18 protein-coding genes are annotated in these 17,782 nt (G+C 62.6%); 7 read left to right on the forward strand and 11 right to left on the reverse strand.

The genetic code is table 11. The features are described 5' to 3' along the window. The first annotated feature begins 13 nt into the window (after window positions 1–13). Entirely contained in the window at window positions 14–976 is a 963-nt protein-coding gene (locus ACK2VC_RS08620; RefSeq protein ID WP_486729930.1) for a PDR/VanB family oxidoreductase, read from the forward strand. Between the two features lie 127 nt (window positions 977–1,103). Here ACK2VC_RS08620 and ACK2VC_RS08625 read toward each other — a convergent pair whose 3' ends face one another. The 5 genes from ACK2VC_RS08625 to ACK2VC_RS08645 all read right to left on the reverse strand — a co-directional run bounded on the left by ACK2VC_RS08625 (window position 1,104) and on the right by ACK2VC_RS08645 (window position 4,826). Further along, entirely contained in the window at window positions 1,104–1,979 is an 876-nt protein-coding gene (locus ACK2VC_RS08625) for an alpha/beta fold hydrolase (RefSeq protein ID WP_486729931.1), read from the reverse strand. An 11-nt stretch (window positions 1,980–1,990) separates the two neighbouring features. Continuing rightward, window positions 1,991–2,977, reverse strand: a complete 987-nt coding sequence (locus ACK2VC_RS08630) for a VOC family protein (protein WP_486729932.1) — start codon at window positions 2,975–2,977, stop codon at window positions 1,991–1,993. 351 nt (window positions 2,978–3,328) lie between these two features. Next, window positions 3,329–4,105 carry a lipoate--protein ligase family protein gene (locus tag ACK2VC_RS08635; protein WP_486729933.1) on the reverse strand — a complete coding sequence of 259 codons (777 nt, stop codon included), beginning with the start codon at window positions 4,103–4,105 and terminating at the stop codon, window positions 3,329–3,331. Further along, window positions 4,102–4,422, reverse strand: coding sequence for a lipoate-protein ligase small subunit (gene lplB, locus ACK2VC_RS08640; protein WP_486729934.1), 321 nt, complete (start codon window positions 4,420–4,422; stop codon window positions 4,102–4,104). The genes ACK2VC_RS08635 and lplB overlap by 4 nt, the downstream gene beginning before the upstream one ends. Then, window positions 4,419–4,826 (reverse strand): MerR family transcriptional regulator, encoded by a 408-nt coding sequence (locus ACK2VC_RS08645; protein ID WP_486733204.1) that lies wholly within the window; start codon window positions 4,824–4,826, stop codon window positions 4,419–4,421. Before ACK2VC_RS08645 ends, lplB begins: the two co-directional genes overlap by 4 nt. A 131-nt stretch (window positions 4,827–4,957) precedes the next feature. Here ACK2VC_RS08645 and ACK2VC_RS08650 point away from each other — a divergent pair, with 131 nt between their 5' ends. From ACK2VC_RS08650 to ACK2VC_RS08660, 3 genes are all read left to right on the forward strand, one after another. Next, entirely contained in the window at window positions 4,958–6,034 is a 1,077-nt protein-coding gene (locus ACK2VC_RS08650) for an MBL fold metallo-hydrolase (protein WP_486729935.1), read from the forward strand. Window positions 6,035–6,133: 99 nt separating this feature from the next. Then, a complete protein-coding gene (locus ACK2VC_RS08655; protein WP_486733205.1) occupies window positions 6,134–7,024 on the forward strand; it encodes a DMT family transporter in 891 nt (296 codons plus the stop codon). Window positions 7,025–7,035: 11 nt separating this feature from the next. Beyond that, window positions 7,036–7,353, forward strand: a complete 318-nt coding sequence (locus ACK2VC_RS08660; RefSeq protein ID WP_486729936.1) for a cupin domain-containing protein — start codon at window positions 7,036–7,038, stop codon at window positions 7,351–7,353. A gap of 581 nt (window positions 7,354–7,934) precedes the next feature. Here ACK2VC_RS08660 and ACK2VC_RS08665 read toward each other — a convergent pair. The 4 genes from ACK2VC_RS08665 to argS all read right to left on the reverse strand — a co-directional run bounded on the left by ACK2VC_RS08665 (window position 7,935) and on the right by argS (window position 11,974). Then, window positions 7,935–8,720: an SDR family oxidoreductase gene (locus ACK2VC_RS08665; protein WP_486729937.1), complete on the reverse strand. Its 786-nt coding sequence runs from the start codon at window positions 8,718–8,720 to the stop codon at window positions 7,935–7,937. A 110-nt stretch (window positions 8,721–8,830) separates the two neighbouring features. Continuing rightward, the gene (locus ACK2VC_RS08670) at window positions 8,831–9,520 is read right to left on the reverse strand and encodes a thiol:disulfide interchange protein DsbA/DsbL (RefSeq protein ID WP_486729938.1); all 690 of its coding nucleotides are present in this window, start codon (window positions 9,518–9,520) and stop codon (window positions 8,831–8,833) included. Window positions 9,521–9,581: 61 nt separating this feature from the next. Further along, window positions 9,582–10,202 carry an SPOR domain-containing protein gene (locus ACK2VC_RS08675; RefSeq protein ID WP_486729939.1) on the reverse strand — a complete coding sequence of 207 codons (621 nt, stop codon included), beginning with the start codon at window positions 10,200–10,202 and terminating at the stop codon, window positions 9,582–9,584. A gap of 11 nt (window positions 10,203–10,213) precedes the next feature. Further along, window positions 10,214–11,974 (reverse strand): arginine--tRNA ligase, encoded by a 1,761-nt coding sequence (gene argS, locus ACK2VC_RS08680; RefSeq protein ID WP_486729940.1) that lies wholly within the window; start codon window positions 11,972–11,974, stop codon window positions 10,214–10,216. 296 nt (window positions 11,975–12,270) lie between these two features. On the opposite strand from argS, the gene ACK2VC_RS08685 reads away from it, so the two are divergent. Continuing rightward, window positions 12,271–13,869, forward strand: coding sequence for a glycine betaine ABC transporter substrate-binding protein (locus tag ACK2VC_RS08685; protein ID WP_486729941.1), 1,599 nt, complete (start codon window positions 12,271–12,273; stop codon window positions 13,867–13,869). A 114-nt stretch (window positions 13,870–13,983) separates the two neighbouring features. Here the strand turns inward: ACK2VC_RS08685 and ACK2VC_RS08690 are convergent, their stop codons facing one another. Then, window positions 13,984–14,346 carry a phage integrase N-terminal SAM-like domain-containing protein gene (locus tag ACK2VC_RS08690; protein ID WP_486729942.1) on the reverse strand — a complete coding sequence of 121 codons (363 nt, stop codon included), beginning with the start codon at window positions 14,344–14,346 and terminating at the stop codon, window positions 13,984–13,986. Window positions 14,347–15,116: 770 nt separating this feature from the next. Here ACK2VC_RS08690 and ACK2VC_RS08695 point away from each other — a divergent pair. Continuing rightward, complete coding sequence (locus ACK2VC_RS08695) at window positions 15,117–15,671, forward strand: hypothetical protein (protein ID WP_486729943.1); 555 nt, start codon at window positions 15,117–15,119, stop codon at window positions 15,669–15,671. Window positions 15,672–15,757: 86 nt separating this feature from the next. Then, window positions 15,758–16,138: a hypothetical protein gene (locus tag ACK2VC_RS08700; RefSeq protein ID WP_486729944.1), complete on the forward strand. Its 381-nt coding sequence runs from the start codon at window positions 15,758–15,760 to the stop codon at window positions 16,136–16,138. A 269-nt stretch (window positions 16,139–16,407) separates the two neighbouring features. Here ACK2VC_RS08700 and ACK2VC_RS08705 read toward each other — a convergent pair whose 3' ends face one another. Further along, window positions 16,408–17,574: a mandelate racemase/muconate lactonizing enzyme family protein gene (locus ACK2VC_RS08705; RefSeq protein ID WP_486729945.1), complete on the reverse strand. Its 1,167-nt coding sequence runs from the start codon at window positions 17,572–17,574 to the stop codon at window positions 16,408–16,410. Between the last annotated feature and the right edge of the window lie 208 nt (window positions 17,575–17,782).

A 17,782-nucleotide genomic window follows, 5' to 3' on the forward strand; every position in this document is an offset into this window, starting at 1 on the left:
GCGCAAAACTGAAATGAGCGAGTTGCTGTCAGTCCGAGTGGTGCGCAAGGCTACCGAAGCGCTGGATGTTTGCCTGCTGGAGCTCGCCAGTGAAGACGGCGCCCCGCTGCCGGGGTTTACGCCGGGCGCTCACATCGACATTCACCTTGGCGACCAGCTTTGCCGCCAATATTCGCTCTGCACCGCCCAGAGCATGCCCCAACGGTACGAGATCGCGGTTTTGCGCGAACCCCAGTCCCGCGGCGGCTCGCGGGCCGTGCATGACCGCATCGGCGTCGGCGACGTTCTGAAAATTGGCAGACCCCGGAACCTGTTTTCTTTGTCCGAGAACGACGAGCCGGCACTGCTGTTCGCGGGAGGCATCGGAATCACCCCCATTCTTTGCATGGCCGAGTTCCTGGCCGCCAAGAATCGTCGGTTCAGCTTGCACTACTGCGGGCGTACCGCAGATCGCATGGCCTTTCGGGACCGTCTGCTGGCGTCGAGTTTTTCCAACTGCGTGAGCATACACACGGACGATGGACCCGCGAACCAGCGGCTCGACCTGGGTACCCTGCTCGATTCCACGCCGCGCGATACCCATATCTACGTGTGCGGACCGTCCGGCTTCATCGAGGCGGTACTCGCGGAAGCGGAAAAGCAAGGCTGGGATCCCGGCCACGTCCACTTCGAGCGGTTCACCGGCAATACAGCGAGTCAGGGGGACGATACGGAATTCGAGGTTCGCCTCGTCTCGACTGGTCAACAGTTTACCGTCGGGGCCGACGAAACCGTGGTCGAGGTCCTGGCGCGGCATGGAGTAACGCTCGAAACATCGTGCGAGCAGGGTATCTGCGGAACCTGCCTCACTCAGATTGTTGAAGGTATTCCGGATCACCGGGATTTTTATCTGTCCGACCGTGAGAAGAGTCTGAACGACCAGTTCCTTCCTTGCTGTTCGCGCGCGAAAAGCAAACTGCTGGTCCTGAATATCTGATCGCTTACCTTCCTTTGGCACGCCGTTCGAAATAGAACGGCGCGCCAAGCTTTTCTGCTCACTTTGGATTGGGTGCCTGACGCCAGACCGATGCTGGACCGGCCTGGGTGGCAAGCTATAGTATCCGTCAGCTATGGGCGGCCAGGAAGTCGATCATGGCCTGATTGAACGCATTGGATTGCTCGGTCTGCGGCCAATGCCCGCATTGAGTCAGGAAAAGGAATCGCCCAGTCGGAAAATACTTCATCGCTTCAATGCCGATCTCATGCGGCAGGCTCCGGTCCTCGACACCCCATACCAGCAACGTCGGGATGGCGATCGGCTGATGGCCGATATCCTGGCGCTGAAACTCTCTGGAGCTTGCAGACCTGGCCTTGTAGGCATCCCATCGCTGGCCTTGCAGCATGGCCAGGCGCAGACCGACGATCTCGTCCGTCACCGCGTGCGCTTGATTGAAAGTGTTCAGGCAGAGGTTGCGCACACTTTCAAACGTGGGTTCGATCGAACTCAGCCGCGCGCGATGATTTTGCAAGCGCTCGGCGGCCGCCGCCGGTGGATCGAAATACGGATAGGGTGCCGACAGCACCAGCGATTGCAGACTCAAGGCATCGGGATTCCGATGAGCCAGCAATGTGCACAATAGCCCGCCGATGGAGTTGCCGATCAGGTGTACGTCGTCCAGTCTCAGGCTCTGCAAAAACGCAGCCAAATGCCGGTAGCGGAAATCGATGCTGTGATCGTCGGGTATCGCGCTATAGCCAAACCCGGGCTGATCGTAAGCGATGACTTCATAGCCAGCATCGGCCAGTGCACCGAAATTGCGAAACCAGTTCAGTTCCGAGCACACACCCGGAGCGCCGCCATGCAGCAGTACCACGGTTTTTTTCCGGGCGGATCCCGGCGTCAGCGTGCCTTCGCTCTGATAGTAGGCGGTGCGTATGCCGAGTACATCCCGAAATTGCCGTGATGCGGGTAAGGTAATCTGCCCTTTGTCGCTGTCCATCCGGCCTCCCCTTAACCCAGCCATACGGCCCGTTCGGCATCCAATTCCGACCACGCCATTTCCGGAGCAGCATGGTCGACGAAGAATTGCAGCAGCAGCCCGTCCGGGTCCCGGATGAATATTGCGGATCGCAAGCTATCCCGGACAACGCGCACCGGGTCGATGCCGGCGGCCTTGAGTGCAGCGGCGGATTTTTCCAGATCTTCCTCGCAGGCCAACTCGAAACCGACATGATGGTAGCCGGGCGCCAGCGAGTCGTTTGCCTGGACCAGGGTCAGGTTACGCTCGCCGCAGGTGCCGCCCAACATCGCGTAGTCGGCATGCGCGCCCTGCGCCAACACATCCAGTCCGATCCGCGTGGTATAGAACCGGATGCTTTTCTCCAGATCGGCAACGACCAGGCAGGCATGCTTGGTTCGCAGTGGATGAAATATCGCATCCTGCACCCGCCGGAATTCCGGATTGCTTTCGTAATTCTGCTCGGCGTTCGGCGGAGTAAGACCCGGCCGCCATACCGGTTTCGGTTTGGTCACCTGCCCGGTGCGGGCATTGCGCCAATCCCGAATGACGTCGGCATAGAGTTCGCACGAATTCCCATCGGGATCGGCGCAATAGGCCGAGTGGGCGATATCGTGATCCAGGGTGCGCTCGAAACTCAGGCCATCCTGCAATGAGCGCTCGTAGCCCTCCACGAGCGTTACTTCGGTTTCCAGTTCGAACGCCAAGTGATTCAAGCTGGGCGGTCGCCCCTTGCCGGATGGGCCGGAGCTTTGCACCATGCCGACGTCATGGTGGGTATTGCCGTTGCTCAAAAAGCCGCCACCGATGGCCGGAACCCGGTACACCTCCTCGAAGCCCGCCACGTTCTTGTAGAACTGCATCGAGGCGTCGGTGTCGCGCACGATCAGGTTGACATGTCCCAACCGTCGGGGACTGAAGTAGCGCCGGTTGCCGGATTCTGATGCCTTGGTATCTTGTCTCGTCGATGTGTTTTGCATAAGGAGGCCCATGCTAAAAGTTGGTTGGAATGAAAAACTCCCTCAGCAAGCAATCTAGATGGCGCACTCCGCTCAGACAAACGATTTTATTGATCTGGACAATTGAGCTGATGGCATGTGTCGTGCGCGAAATTTGGACACGCCGTTTCTTCGACGAGCGATTGCCGACACCGCGGCGGACGAGTGGCGACGAAATTCCGGCTCGACTCGGCGCGATCTTTCCCCCGGCTCGCGCGGGAACGGATTGAGATGAAAGAGGGGCTGTGAGCGGATTCGCTGCGGCGCCGGCTCGCCCTTGCGAAGGTCGGGCAGCGCGCTCATTGTCCGGGGCCGCTCATCCTCCGCACGGGCTTACGCGACTTTAGTGATCCATTCGGCGCTGCCGAATTTTTCCTGTACCAGCCTCTCGGCCGCCGCCATCTCGTGCGGCAGCAACGCGCCGTCGGCCAAGCCGTGGCGGCGGCGGAAGGTAGCGATCATGCGTTCGATCACCGCCTCGCGCGCCAGGCCGGTCTGGCTGCGCAGCGGATCGACCCGCTTGGCGGCGCTGGTGGTGCCCTTGTCCGACAGTTTTTCGCGCCCGATGCGCAGCACCTGCAGCATCTTGGCGGCATCGATGTCGTACGCCATCGTCACGTGGTGCAAGACCGCGCCGCCGCGGTGCGCCTGCGCCGCGCCGCCGATCTTGCCGCCGTCCGAGGTGATGTCGTTCAAGGGCTGGTACCAGGCGCGGATGCCGAGTTCGCCCAGCGCTTCCAGCACCCAGGCGTCCATGTGGGCATACGCGTCGGCAAAGCTCATGCCTTCAATCAGCGACTTCGGCGCGTAGATCGAGTAGGTGATGGTGTTGCCGGGCTCGATGAACATCGCGCCGCCGCCGCTGATGCGGCGCACCACTTCGATTTCGTGTTCGCGCGCGGCCGCCGCGTCGACTTCGTTCTTCAGCGACTGGAAGATGCCGATCACCACCGCCGGCGCGGCCCATTCCCACACGCGCAAGGTCGGCGGGCGGCGGCCGGCGGCGACCTCATCCACCAGCACCTGGTCCAGCGCCATGTGCTGCTGCGGCATTTGCGGCACGGTGTGAATCAGTTGCCAGTCATGCTGGCGCCACTCGCTGCGGCTCATGACAGCGCCCTTTGCACCACGGTCGCGATGCCTGCCGGCGTCAGCCCGTACATCATCACCTGCGGCGCCAGCGCCGCGGTCACCGCCTGCGCCAATTGTTCGGCGCTGCTGGCGGCCGGCAAGCCTTCCAGCGCGGCATTGATCGCGTCCAGCGCTTCCGGCGGCTCGAGGAAGAAGTCGCCGCTCAACTGCACGCCGCGCAGGCGGCCGTCCGCCACCTGCAGATCGACCACCACCAGCTTGCCGCCGGGAATCTTGTATTCGCCATGCAGCTGCGGAACGATGCCCTGATCTTGCCCAAAAGTTGGTTGGCTCATTTCTGTTTGGCCTTTTTCAATTGCCGATGCTGTTGCAGCAGGCGCTTGCACTCGGCTTCCTGCGCGACGATTTCAGCCAGCGCGCCTTCGATGTCTTCGCGCTGCCGCTCCAGTTTTTCACGGTGCTGCGCCAGCAGTTGCAACAGGCGCTCCATCTGCGGCTCGGTATCCTTGGGCGATTCGTACATGTCGACCACGCTCTTGATTTCCGATAGCGACAGCCCGAGCCGCTTGCCGCGCAGGGTCAGCTTCAGGCGCGTGCGTTCGCGCGCGCTGTAGACGCGGGTGCGCGCCACGCCTTCGCGCAGCGGGCTGATCAAGCCCTGGTCTTCATAGAAGCGGATGGCGCGCAGCGTGATATCGAATTCGCGCGCCAGTTCGGCAATGGTGTAGGTGGGCGGCATGGTTGGCATCGGGCAATGCGGTGGCAAACGTGGCAACAGGTCTTTTGCTAGAATCGACGCTTACGTTAACGTAAACCGTATTGTAGGCTTGCCGGCCCGCAATGGGAACCGTCTCTTTTTCCAGGAACTCCATGAATCATCTTGAAGCCCAGCTCGACTATCCGTTTGGCGACACCCTGCCGGAACCCGGCACCGTACACCAGATCGCGCCCGGCGTGCTGTGGCTGCGCATGGGGCTGCCGTTTGCGCTGGATCATATCAACCTGTGGCTGCTGGAAGACGAGTTCGAGCAGGAGGACGGCAAGATGGTGCGCGGCTGGACCGCAATCGACTGCGGCATCGCCAGCGACGCCACGCGCGCAGCGTGGGAAACCCTGTTCGCCGAGCACCTGCGCGGCCTGCCGATCGTACGCGTGCTGGTCACGCATTGCCACCCGGACCACGTCGGCCTGGCCGACTGGCTGTGCCAGCGCTGGGCCGCGCCGCTGTGGATGACCACCGGCGAATACGCGTCGGCGCGCATGATGGCGGCCGGGCTGCCGGGCGCCGACGGCTGGGCGGCGCTGCCGCACTTCCAGCGCAACGGCCTGACCGACCCGGACCTGCTGGAACGGATGCGCGGCCGCAAGAACCATTACTCCTCGCTGGTGCCGGCGGTGCCGCATGCCTATACCCGGCTGCAGGACGGCCAGGATGTGCACATCGGCGGTCGCGCCTGGCGCGTGATCACCGGCTTCGGCCATGCGCCGGAACACGCGTCGCTGTATTGCGCCGAACTGAAGCTGCTGATTTCCGGCGACATGGTGCTGCCACGCATTTCGACCAATGTCTCGGTATTCGCACTGGAACCGAACGCCAATCCGGTCCAGCAATATCTGGATTCGCTGGCGAAATACAGCCACCTGCCGACCGACGTGCTGGTACTGCCCTCGCACGGCAAGCCGTTTCGTGGCCTGCACACGCGCATCGCGCAATTGAACCAACATCACGCCGAACGCCTGGCCGAAGTGCTGGAGGCGTGCGCGGTGCCGCAATCGGCGGCCGACATCGTGCCGATCATGTTCCGCCGGCCACTGGACGCGCACCAGTTCAGCTTCGCGCTGGGCGAGGCGCTGGCACATCTGCACAAGCTGTGGCTGGACCGGGTGCTGCACCGTTCGCTAGATGCCGATGGCATCTTGCGCTTTCGCCTGCGCAGCGCGGCCTGAGGTGAGCAGAACACGGCCGCGCGCGCGGCGCCCATCTTCTTTCCCGGCCCCAAGGCTATCTTGAACGATTCCCAACCGCACGCTCCCCTGCCGGGCCGCATGCCGGCCATCCCGGCCCGGATCGCGGCCAAGCTGGTGCTGGTCGCGCTGTTCTGGGGCGGCACCTTCATCGCCGGGCGCATCGTGGCGCAGGTGATTCCGCACATGATGGCCGCCGCCGGCCGCTACGCGGTCGCCTGCGTGCTGCTGCTACCGCTAGCCTGGAAGCTGGAAGGCGGCCTGCCGCGCCTGAATCGCTCGCAAATGCTGTCCACCTTCGCGCTTGGCGCCACCGGCATCTTTCTCTACAACGCGTTCTTTTTCGCCGCGCTGGGGCGCATGCCGGCGGGCCGCACCGCGCTGTTCGTCACGCTGAGCCCGATCATGACCGCGCTCGCGCTGGCGGTGTTTTTCCGCGAGCGGCTGGGCGCCAGGCGCTGGCTCGGCATCGGCCTGGCCTTCGTCGGCGCGGTGATCATCGTGGCGCGCGGCGATCTGCTGGGCGCGTGGCGCGACCTGTCGCAAGCGCTCGGCACCGGCGAACTGCTGATGTTTTGCGGAATTGCGAGCTGGGCGGCCTACACCATCCTCGGCCGCCACGCGCTGCGCGGCCTGTCGCCGATCGCCGCCACCACCTACGCCTCGCTGTGGGGCCTGCTGCTGCTGGCGCTCGGCGCCGCATTCGAACTGCCGCAACTGCACGCCAGCCAGTTCAACTGGCAGGTGGTCGCCTCGCTGCTGTACCTGGGCGTGTTCGGCACCGTGATCGGCTTCGTCTGGTACAGCGAAGGCATCCAGGCGATCGGCCCGGCGCGCACCGCGGTATTCACCAACCTGGTGCCGGTGTTCGCAGTCGGACTGGGAGCGCTGATGCTGCACGAGACGATCCTGATTTCGATGGTGATCGGCGGCGTGCTGGTGATCGCCGGGGTGTCGCTGACCAACCGTTAGGAGGAAAAAACATGGAACAGAACGTGATCCGCGCGCGCGAGTTTCGCGCCGAGCGCGCTTGGGGCGCGCTGGATATTGCCCGCATCGAGGGCGCCACGGTGCGCCTGCACTGGACCGACCAGCCGTACCGCTGGCATGTGAATGACGGCGCCGAGGTGTTCGCGGTGCTGGATGGGGTGGTCGAGATGCATCACAAGGTCGATGGCAGGGTCGAGGTGGCGCGGCTGGAGGCGGGCGACGTGTTCTTTGCCGGGGTCGGCTGCGAACATGTGGCGCATCCGGTCGGGGAGGCGCGGATATTGGTGGTGGAGAAGGCGGGGAGTGAGTAGGCTGTTTATATACTCCAACTACCAATGACTGTTATCTGCTTTATATAAAGCAGAATTTCAATATACTCCGCAATTTTAGGCTATCTCGCAGTGAGCTATTGAGAGCCTTCGGACATCGGAGTTTGTGGAGTCAGAGTTAGGGGGGTCAGAGTTTTTTTTCGCGGTGCTTCATCGCGAAAATTACTCTGACCCCAGTAACGGACTACAGGGATGCGACTCCAGTCCAGGCCGGTTTTGGCGCTGCGGCGCTTGATCTGTGAAGTGGGAAGGCATGCATTCACCCTACGGCGTTTGTCGCTTGATGACACGATTCCCACTCCGTAGTGACTTGCCGGGGTGGCCCGGCGGCCACTTACTTTCTTTGCTTCGTCAAAGAAAGTAAGCAAAGAAAGACGACCGCAAGATGCTGGCCTGCGGCTTCCCGTTTGTGTGCGGCAAAAAATGGGAAACGAAACCAACTCGCTGCGCTCAGACATGTTTCGTTTCTGATCCATTTTCTGCCGCGCACAAACGGCAGCATCCCAAGCGGATTTCACATCAACAGCAACGGCAACGTCAAAACCAAACCCGATCGGCGCGCTCTACGCCTGCTCCTTGCGCGGCTTGTGCGGCGCCCTGGCGAATGCGGCGTCGTATAGCCAGTTCGGCAAGCCGCGCAGCAGCTTGGCAACCACCCCCATCTGCCACGGGATCACGCGGTAGCTGCTGCCGGTGGCGATGGCGGCGGCGGCGCGTTCGGCGAAGCGCTCGGCCGGCAGCAGGAACGGCATCGGGTAGGGGTTGCCGCGCGTCATCGGCGTGTCGATGTAGCCGGGGCAGATCGTCACCACCCGGATGTCGGACGCGCGCAGCTCCACCCGCAGCGATTCGCAATAGCTGATGGCCGCCGCTTTCGAGGCGCTGTAGGCGCCGGCGCCGGGCAGGCCGCGGATGCCGGCCACGCTGCCGATGCCGACCAGCCGGCAGTCGCGGCGGCCGGCCCGCGCCTGTTGCTGCATGGCGGGCAGAAACGGCGCGAAGGTGGCCACCATGGCGGCAACGTTGGTGGCGAAGATGCGCTCGAACACCGCCAGGTCTTTCGCATGCGCGGTCAGGGTGCCATGCGAAATGCCGGCGTTGGCGATCACGACCTCGACCCCGCCGTGGGCGGCAAGGAAATCGGCGGCCGCCGCCGCCAGCGCGCCATGGTCGGTGACGTCCAGCGCATAGACCCGGTGCCGTTCCGGATGCGGCAGGCCGGCGGCCAACTGTTCCAGCTCCGGCTGCCGGCGCGCCACCAGGCCCAGGCTGGCGCCCTGCGCCGCGTAGTGCCGCGCCAACGCGGCGCCGATGCCGCTGGAGGCGCCGGTGATGAATACTCGCTGCATGCTCGACTCTCGCTCGATTCGAATGCCTGATACAAAAAAGCCCGCCCTCTTGCGAGTGGCGGGCGCGCTGCCAAGCGCTCCGGCGACGAACCGGAGCGCATCGGCCGCTCCTATTTCTTCGGTGCCGCCGCCGGTGCGCGCTCCCGGGCCGCTTTCGCCACCAGGAAGTCCATCACTTGCAAGGTCGAGGCTTGCAGTACCGCTTCCGGCTTGTTGCCGATGCTGGCGCCGACAATCGACGGCGAGGTCAGGTAGCGGCCTTCGACCGCCACCAGCGGCACGCCATCCACCTTGTAGGCGGACTGCATTTGGGTTGCTTGCCGCACCTTGGTCTGCACCGCGAACGAGTTGTACAGGTCGAGGAATTTCTGGCGATCGACGCCTTGCTTGGCGATGAAGTTGGCGATGTCGGCGTCGGTATCGAGGCGCTGGCCCTCGACATGGATCGCGCGGAATACCTTCTGGTGCAGTTCATCCAGCTTGCCCATCGCTTCCAACGCGTAGTACAGCTTTTGCTGCGGGATGAAGGACTCGCGGAAAGCGACCGGCACGCGCTTGAAGACGATCCGGTCACCCTGCTTTTTCACCCAGGCTTCCAGATCTGGCTCGAACGCATGGCAGTGCGGGCAGCTATACCAGAAAAATTCGGTGACCTCGACCTTGTTGCCGGCCGTAGTTTGCTGCGCCTGCTCCAGGGTGCGGTAATCCAGGCCGTTTTGCGGGCTGGCGGGGGAAGCGGCGGCGGACAGCGCCACCAGGCCAAAGCCAAGGCTTGCCAGCAGGCGGGACAAAATGCGCATAGGGATCCTTTTCAAAAAAATCGGCTGCAAAATTGGTTGCAGCGGCCAGGGAGATCAATCGCTATTTGGCGGTACGCACCACGGCCGCATCGATGCCATTGTCGGACAGCTTGCTGCGCATCCGGTTCATGGTTTCCAGTTGCGTGAACGGGCCCAGCCGCACCCGGTACAGCGTGCCCTGCTCCGACTGCCGCTCGGTGACCTGCGCCTCGAAGCCGAGCAGCGCCAGCTTGGCGCGCGTACTGTCAGCGTCGGACTGGGAACGGAAAGCGCCAGCCTGCAGATAATAAATCCATTGGCCGTTGTCTGCTTTGGCATCGTCCGGCTTCTTCGGCTTGTCCAGGATCGAATTCTCGACGATCGGCGCCCGGTTGTCCGGCGCCTGCACGGTGTTGGGCGGCACCGCTCCTGGAGCTGGCGCCGGTGCCGGCGCAACGGCAGCGGCATCCGGCGCACCGTTGCGGGCCGGATCGCGCTTGCTGTACAGCGGCTGGTTGGGGTCGGTGATCTGGCCGCCGGCGGCTTCCGGCGGCCGTTCCGGACGCGCCTGCTTGTTGACGAACGGGATCGGCGTTTTCATGATCATCACCGCCACCACCACCGCGATCCCCAGGCCGATGATCAGGCCCAGGATCAGCCCGAGGAAAGTGCCGCCCGCCTGCTTCTGTCTGTAGTTGAGCATAGGTTTTTCGATCACATCCTGGCCGGCGCCGAAACTCCAAGCAGCGCCAGTCCGTTTCTCAGCACCTGGCGCGTCGCCACCAGCAAGGCCAGGCGGGCCATTTTAAGCGCAGCATCATCCACCAGCACCCGTTCGGCGTTGTAATAACCGTGCAGCTCGCCGGCCAGGTCGCGCAGGTAGAACGCGACCTGGTGCGGGCCGAGCTCTTCCAGCGCCTTTTGCAGCGTTTCCGGATAATCGGCCAGCTTGGCCAAAAGCGCGGCTTCGCGCGGCGCGGTCAGCGGCGCCAGATCGACGCCGGCCAGCAGCACTTCGTCGCCGCCCCACTGCGCCAGCACCGAGCAGATGCGCGCGTGCGCGTATTGCACGTAATACACCGGATTTTCGTCGGATTGTGCCTGCGCCAAGTCGACGTCGAACACGAATTCGGTATCGGCCTTGCGCGAGATCAGGAAGAAGCGCACCGCGTCGCGGCCGCGAGTTAAATCACGACCGAGGTCGCGCGCGCCGTTTTCGGCCTCGGCGTTGCTGTTGCTGCCATCGCCGGCCGACCATTCGATCAGGTCGCGCAAGGTGACGTAGGAGCCGGCGCGCTTGGAAATCTTCACTTCCTCGCCATGCTTCATCACCGTCACCATCTTGTGCAGCACGTAATCCGGGTAGCTGGCCGGGATGCCGATGTCGAGCGCCTGCAGGCCGGCGCGCACGCGGGCGATGGTGCCGTGGTGGTCGCTGCCCTGGACGTTGATCGCCTGGCTAAAACCGCGCTGCCACTTGGTGACGTGATAGGCGACGTCCGGCACGAAGTAGGTGTAGCTGCCGTCGGACTTCTTCATCACCCTGTCCTTGTCGTCGCCGTAGCCGGTGGTGGCCAGCCACAGCGCGCCGTCCGCCTCGTAGGTGTGGCCGGCCGCGACCAGCGCCTCGACCGTGGCGGCGACCTTGCCGTCGTGGTACAGCGAGGATTCCAGGTAATAGTTGTCGAACTTGACGCCGAACGCCTGCAGATCCAGGTCCTGCTCGTGGCGCAGGTAGGCGACCGCGAACAGCCGGATCGACTCCAGGTCGTTGGGGTCGCCGCTGGCGGTCACCGGCGCGCCGTCGCTGGCCGCCACCGTCTTTTTGGCAAGGAAATCGGCGGCGATGTCGGCGATGTAGTCGCCGTTGTAGGCCGCCTCCGGCCAGTGCGGATCGCCGGGCTTGAGGCCGCGCGCGCGCGCCTGCACCGAGTACGCGAGGTTGCCGATCTGGGCGCCGGCGTCGTTGTAGTAAAACTCGCGCGTGACGTCGTAGCCCTGCGACTGCAGCAGCGCCGCCATCGCATCGCCGAGCGCGCCCTGGCGGCCGTGGCCGACGTGCAGCGGCCCGGTCGGGTTGGCCGAGACGAATTCGACCAGCACCTTCTTGCCGGCACCGGCCGCGCCCTGGCCGTAGGCCGCGCCCTGCTGCTGCACCGCATGTACCACCGCTTGCCGCGCGGCGGCGGAGAGGCGCAGGTTGATGAAGCCGGGGCCGGCGATTTCGGCGCTGTCGATCAATCCCTGCCGCGCCGGATCGGCCAGGAGCGCCGTCACCAGCGCCTGCGCCAGTTCGCGCGGATTCTTTTTCAGCGGTTTGGCCAGTTGCATCGCGATATTGCTGGCGACGTCGCCGTGCGCCGGATCGCGCGGGCGCTCCAGCGTGATGGCCGGCGAGACGGCCGATTCGGCCAGCAGCGGCGCCATCGCCTGCTGGAAGAGCGCAATGATTTGTTGTTTCTGGTGGACGAGCATGGGTCGGGAAGTGGGTTGGGGCGGCGCCGCCACGGCAAACGGAGCGCGGCGCGACCGGAAAAACAAGCCCCGATTATACCGGCTCGGGGCGGCGCGCCGGTCATCCAGGGCGGGCCGCCATGTCAACTGCCGCCAAGCCGGCGCCGCCCCGCCCGGCGCTTGCCGGCGGCTCCTGGCGCCATGTCGATACTAGCTATTGTATTTTCAATACCGCAAGCAATACCGGCGGAATCGGCGCAATATACGGCATACTCCCTGTTAACTGGGACCAATATCGTGTCAACGCCAACCAGCCGATGACTGCCCGCGTGTTCCTCGCCGCACTCCGCCGCCGCCCGCGCTGGCGCCTGGCGGTCGCCGCGCTGCTGCTGATCTGCGGCGGCGCGCAAGCGCTCGGCGCCGACGCTGTGCTGCGCATCGGCTCCAAGCGCTTCACCGAGTCCTACATCCTGGGCGCGATCCTGACCCAGAGCGCGGCGCCGTTCGCGCGCGTCGAATACCGGCCCGGCCTCGGCAACACCGCGGTGGTGTTCGAGGCGCTGAAAGCCGGCGCCATCGACCTGTATCCGGAATACCTCGGCACCATCGAGCGCGAAATCCTGAAGCGCCCGGCGCCGGCGGCGCCCGATCAGCCGTCTGCGCCGGCCTCGCTGGCGGCGATCAACCGCGCACTGGCGCCGCTGGGCCTGGGCGCCGCGGTTCCGCTCGGTTTCAACAATGGCTACGCGCTGGCGCTGCGCGACGAAGCGCAAACCGCCGCCATCCGCAGCCTCTCGCAACTGGCGCAGCAGCCGCAAATCCGGCTCGGGCTGTCGCACGAATTCCTCGGCCGCGCCGACGGCTGGCCCGGCCTGGCGCGGCGCTACCGGCTGCCGCAGCGGCCGGTGGGCCTCGATCACGGCCTTGCCTACGAAGCGCTGGCGGCCGGCCAGGTCGACGCGATCGACATCTATTCGACCGACGCCAAGATCGGCCGCTACCACCTGCGCCTGCTGGACGACGACCTCGGCTATTTCCCGCGCTACGACGCGCTGCTGCTGTACCGGCTCGACGTCGCGACGCGCTTTCCGCAGGCGTGGCAAGCGCTGCAGCGGCTGCAAGGGCGGATTTCGGCGGCCGACATGATCGCGATGAACGCCGCCGCCGAACTCGACGGCCAGAGCTTTGCCGCGATCGCCGCCGCCTTTCTCGCGCGCCAGGGCGCGGCGCCGGAGTCAACGACGCCGGCGGCGACGGCACCTGCCGCGCGCGCCGGCTTCTGGCCCAAGCTGTTCGCCGCCGACCTCGGCCGCCTGACGCGCCAGCACGCGCTCTTGGTGCTGATCTCGGTGGCCGCCGCCTGCCTGCTCGGGATTCCGCTCGGCATCCTGGCCGCGTTCGCACCGCGCCTGCGGCAGGCGGTGCTGGCGGCGGCCGGCGGGCTGCAAACGGTACCCTCGCTGGCGCTGCTGGCGCTCTTGATCCCGCTGCTGGGCACGATCGGCACGCTGCCGGCGCTGATCGCCTTGTTCCTGTACGCGCTCTTGCCGATCGTGCGCAACACCTGCACCGGCCTGCTCGAAGTGCCGGCCGGCCTGCGGCTGGCGGCGGCCGCGCTCGGCCTGGCGCCGCGCCAGCGCCTGTGGCTGGTCGAGCTGCCGCTGGCGCTGCCGGTGATCCTGGCCGGCATCCAGACCGCGGCGGTGATGAGCGTCGGCACCGCGACGATTGCCGCCTTCATCGGCGCCGGCGGCTATGGCGAGCGGATCGCGGTCGGGCTGGCGCTGAATTCCAACGACATGCTGCTGGCGGGCGCGATTCCGGCGGCGCTGTTCGCGCTGGCGACGCAAGGGTTGTTCGAGCTGGTCGAATGGGCGCTGTTGCGGCGCCGTCGGCAGGTCGGCGCGAACCGGTAGCTGCGACTGCGCCAGGTGCCCGGGGTAGAGCGGAGCGCGACTCGTAGGGCGCCAAAATGTGTGCAATTCGCGCAACTAATTTGCAACTGGCGGGCGCTGGTGGGGGCAACTGGCTTACAAGGGAGTTCGAGGAGTTTCGGAAATGGAGGGCTGACCACTTGGTCGACCCGTCTCTTTTTTAGTCCGTGGGCCGTGTTGATGGAGCGATGTCCGCTTATTGGTGCTCAACGCCTGCTTGTGGGTTGAAACGCTGACGTGGCGTTCATTGGTCAGATACGACAGGAACGCCTTGACCTCGACCGCCCCAATTTCCATCGGATGGCGAAGGTCATGAAAGCGGATATGCCATCGACTCCAGTAGACGCAGGCTTCTTCCGTCCGTAAGCTATGGCGCTTGTCACGAATGCAACGTTTGAATTGGTCGAGCAATTTCGGTGAATTGGAGCCAGATTGAGCAGCGAGATTTCCGGCGACCATGGAGGCTGCCTGTCCTTTCGAGCTATTTAACACCGTAAAAATATACGGTATATGAAGCAAAGCTTGGCACAGCAACGACTGCCGGCGAATGAGCACGCTAGGATAGGCGAACAGCTCGTTAGGTTAGGCAGAAATTTTTTCACCTATTTGTAGTTAGGGCTATGGCAGATGATTTACGAGTCTTCTTACTGGAAGGAACCACTACTTAAGACTGCTCGATGGCTTGTCGACGTTCGGCTGAGTGAGAGGACTCGCGAGCGTACTTACGTCCGCATCGAACGTGAGATTTTCGTTTCGTTCTATGCCATCCGGAAGCTTTTCGACACTCTGAAGGTTTCCGACCAAGTCAAGAAAGCCACTACGGAGTTGGAATGGCACCCAAATCGGAGGGCGGTGCATCACATGAATTGTGAGCATCTTGATTTGCTTTATGATTTTAATACTTCAAAAAAAGAAGTGCGAGACATTGTGTTTCTATGCAATCAGTTTGTGCATAGTTTCGTATTTGTGCCTTATGAGGAAAACGCCAAGATAGGTGGATTTTTCGTGTCTTCTGATCGGGATAGGAACAAGAAGTTATATCGAGTGCGCTTGGAACAGGTTACTACTTTGTTCCGCCTTGTCGGGCGAGATTATCCTGCTTCGATGTTCTTCCGATTCAATTACGACACTGGTGTTCATGATGCTCAGGTCGAATAACCCTACTATGCGCTTCGAGACGGACTCTTTACGTCGGCGTTCAAACTTTTCGTCAGACTTTCCATTCGCACATGAAAAGTAAAACCAAGCAATTTATCCAGCACTTGTCTCATGACATTGAAGATGAAGGCAAAGCGGAGGCGTATCTCGATGATTCTCTACCGCTCATTGGGCTCGTCGTCATGTATTTCAACTCCCTGGAGAAATCGCTTGATTCTTTCCTTTGCGAGATCATATCGGACAGGACAGACGCTCCCGGCTTGATTGTTATTCAGAAGCTGATGTATGCAGCAAAGGTCGATCTCTTCAAACGTTTCTGCGACGACTTTCATACTGATTTCGACTCAGCGCCCGCAGCGTTCAATGAGCTAATCAGTGAACTAAACGAAGTCAGCAAGCTTCGTAATTTGGCCGTTCACGCAGATTGGAGTAGCACTGATGACGAGGGTTATACGTACGTGAGACTTAAAATGTCTCCCAAAGGTATGCTGCAAGAGTACGTGCAGTTCTCAGTTGAATCGCTAGAGAAACTAGTTGATCGGCTAATAGCCTCCAACCATCGACTTTCTGACTACTGGGAGTGGCGATCTGAATGCTTACAACGCCATCTACGGAGGGTTCAGTGAATTCTGTGCATTCCATTAGCCTAACTCGTCGTTGCACCCAAACGCATGGCGCTGGTGAACTCAATCGTTAGCCCTCAGGGACATCAATGGATATTATCTCGACCATAAGCACGTCTATTGCGTTGGCTCAGCGGCTGCGCGAGATCTCGAAGAACATCGCAGACGCCGAGTTCAAAAATCTACTGGCGGACTTGTCGAGTGAACTTGCAGATCTCAAGCTTGAGGCTGCGGCGCTCAAAGAACGCATCGCGTTGCTGCAGGAGGAGAACGCCTTGCTCAAGAAGACCACTCCTCCAGCTGATGAAGGGCCTATTGGCAGAAGGTATGGCTGCTATCAGTTTCGCGGGGACGACGGCCTTTACTGTCCAGCTTGCTGGGATTCAAAGCGAAAGAAATCCTCAACTACGCGGATAAACACAAAATTTCGGTTGTGTTCCGTGTGCCAGGCACCTTTGGGAACTGGCTAACAATTCATTCAAACCGAAGTCCCTTCGCGACTCGGCTTAATTCCAGTGTAGAACATCCGATTTTCGGGGAGTTGACCAGCGGCTACTGGTCGTCTACGGCATCTTTTCCTTTCTCTTCAAGCGACCGTATACGAGCCCTCCCAGACGTAGAACGCCCCTCCACTAGGAGGGCCAAAGAGGGGCGAGAGGCTCAAGTCAACGCTGGACTGGTTGCGCAAACTTTGGCACCTCGATAGGCCAATTGCAACAAATGCAGCGGCCTACGCGACTCATGCGGCCAGCGCGCGCATCTCCGCATACAGGTTGGACTTACCCTCGAAGCCGATGCCAACCAGTTCCGGCATCGTGATGTAGCCATCCTCGACCGCCACGCCATCCGGAAATCCACCGAACGGCTGGAACAGGTCCGGATACGACTCGTTACCACCCAGCCCGAGACCGGCGGCGATGTTCAGGGACATCTGGTGCCCGCCGTGTGGGATGCAGCGGCTGGCCGACCAGCCATGCTGGCGCAGCATCTCCAGCGTGCGCAGGTATTCCACCAGACCGTAGGACAGCGCGCAGTCGAACTGCAGCCAGTCGCGGTCGGCGCGCATGCCGCCATAGCGGATCAGGTTGCGCGCCTCTTCCATCGAGAACAGGTTTTCGCCGGTCGCCATCGGCTTGTCGTAATAGCGGCCCATCACCGCCTGCAGCTCGAAGTCGTGCGGGTCGCCGATTTCCTCGTACCAGAACAGGTCGTACTGCGACAGCGCCTTGGCGTAGGAGATCGCGGTGTCGAGGTCGAAGCGGCCGTTGGCGTCGACCGCCAGCTTCTGCCCATCCTGCAGCACGCTCATGATGGCGTCGATGCGCCGCAGGTCTTCGTCGAGCGAGGCGCCGCCGATCTTTTTCTTGACCACGGTGTAGCCGCGGTCGATGTAGCCGCGCATCTCGTCCTTCAGCATGTCCAGGTTCTGGCCCGGATAGTAGTAGCCGCCGGCCGCGTACACGAACACCTTGCGGTTCGGCTTGCCGTCGCCGTAGCGCTCGGCCAGCAGCTGATACAGCGGCTTGCCTTCGATCTTGGCCACCGTGTCCCACAGCGCCATGTCGATGGTGCCGATGGCGACCGCGCGCTCGCCGTGGCCGCCCGGCTTTTCGTTGGTGAACATGCAGCGCCAGACCTTGTGCGGGTCGAGGTTGTCGCCGGCATCGTTCACCAGCGAACCCGGATCGGCGGCCAGGATGCGCGGGATGAAGCGCTCACGCATCAGCGCGCCCTGGCCGTAGCGGCCGTTGGAATTGAAGCCGTAGCCGACCACCGGCTTGCCGTCGCGCACGACGTCGGTGATCACCGCCACCAGGCTCAGCGTCATCTTGGAAAAATCGATGTAGGCGTTGCGGATCGGGGAGCTGATCGGGATGGTCTTTTCGCGGATTTCGATGATCTTCATGTGATGACTGTTCCTGTATGGCGGGCCGGGATTTCGGCGCGGTCGCCAGTTTATCCAAAACGCTCTACCAGCGATGCCATCGCACATGCGGGGCTAGTGGCCGTCTGCACACGCTTTTGATTCAGAATGGATTATCTGAATTACCGGTTTTTTTATCCGACGCCGCAGATGACGGATCGGGCGCCATTGCCAGCAATTCCGGCGAATA

Source organism: Herbaspirillum sp. WTB6 (genome assembly GCF_057457785.1).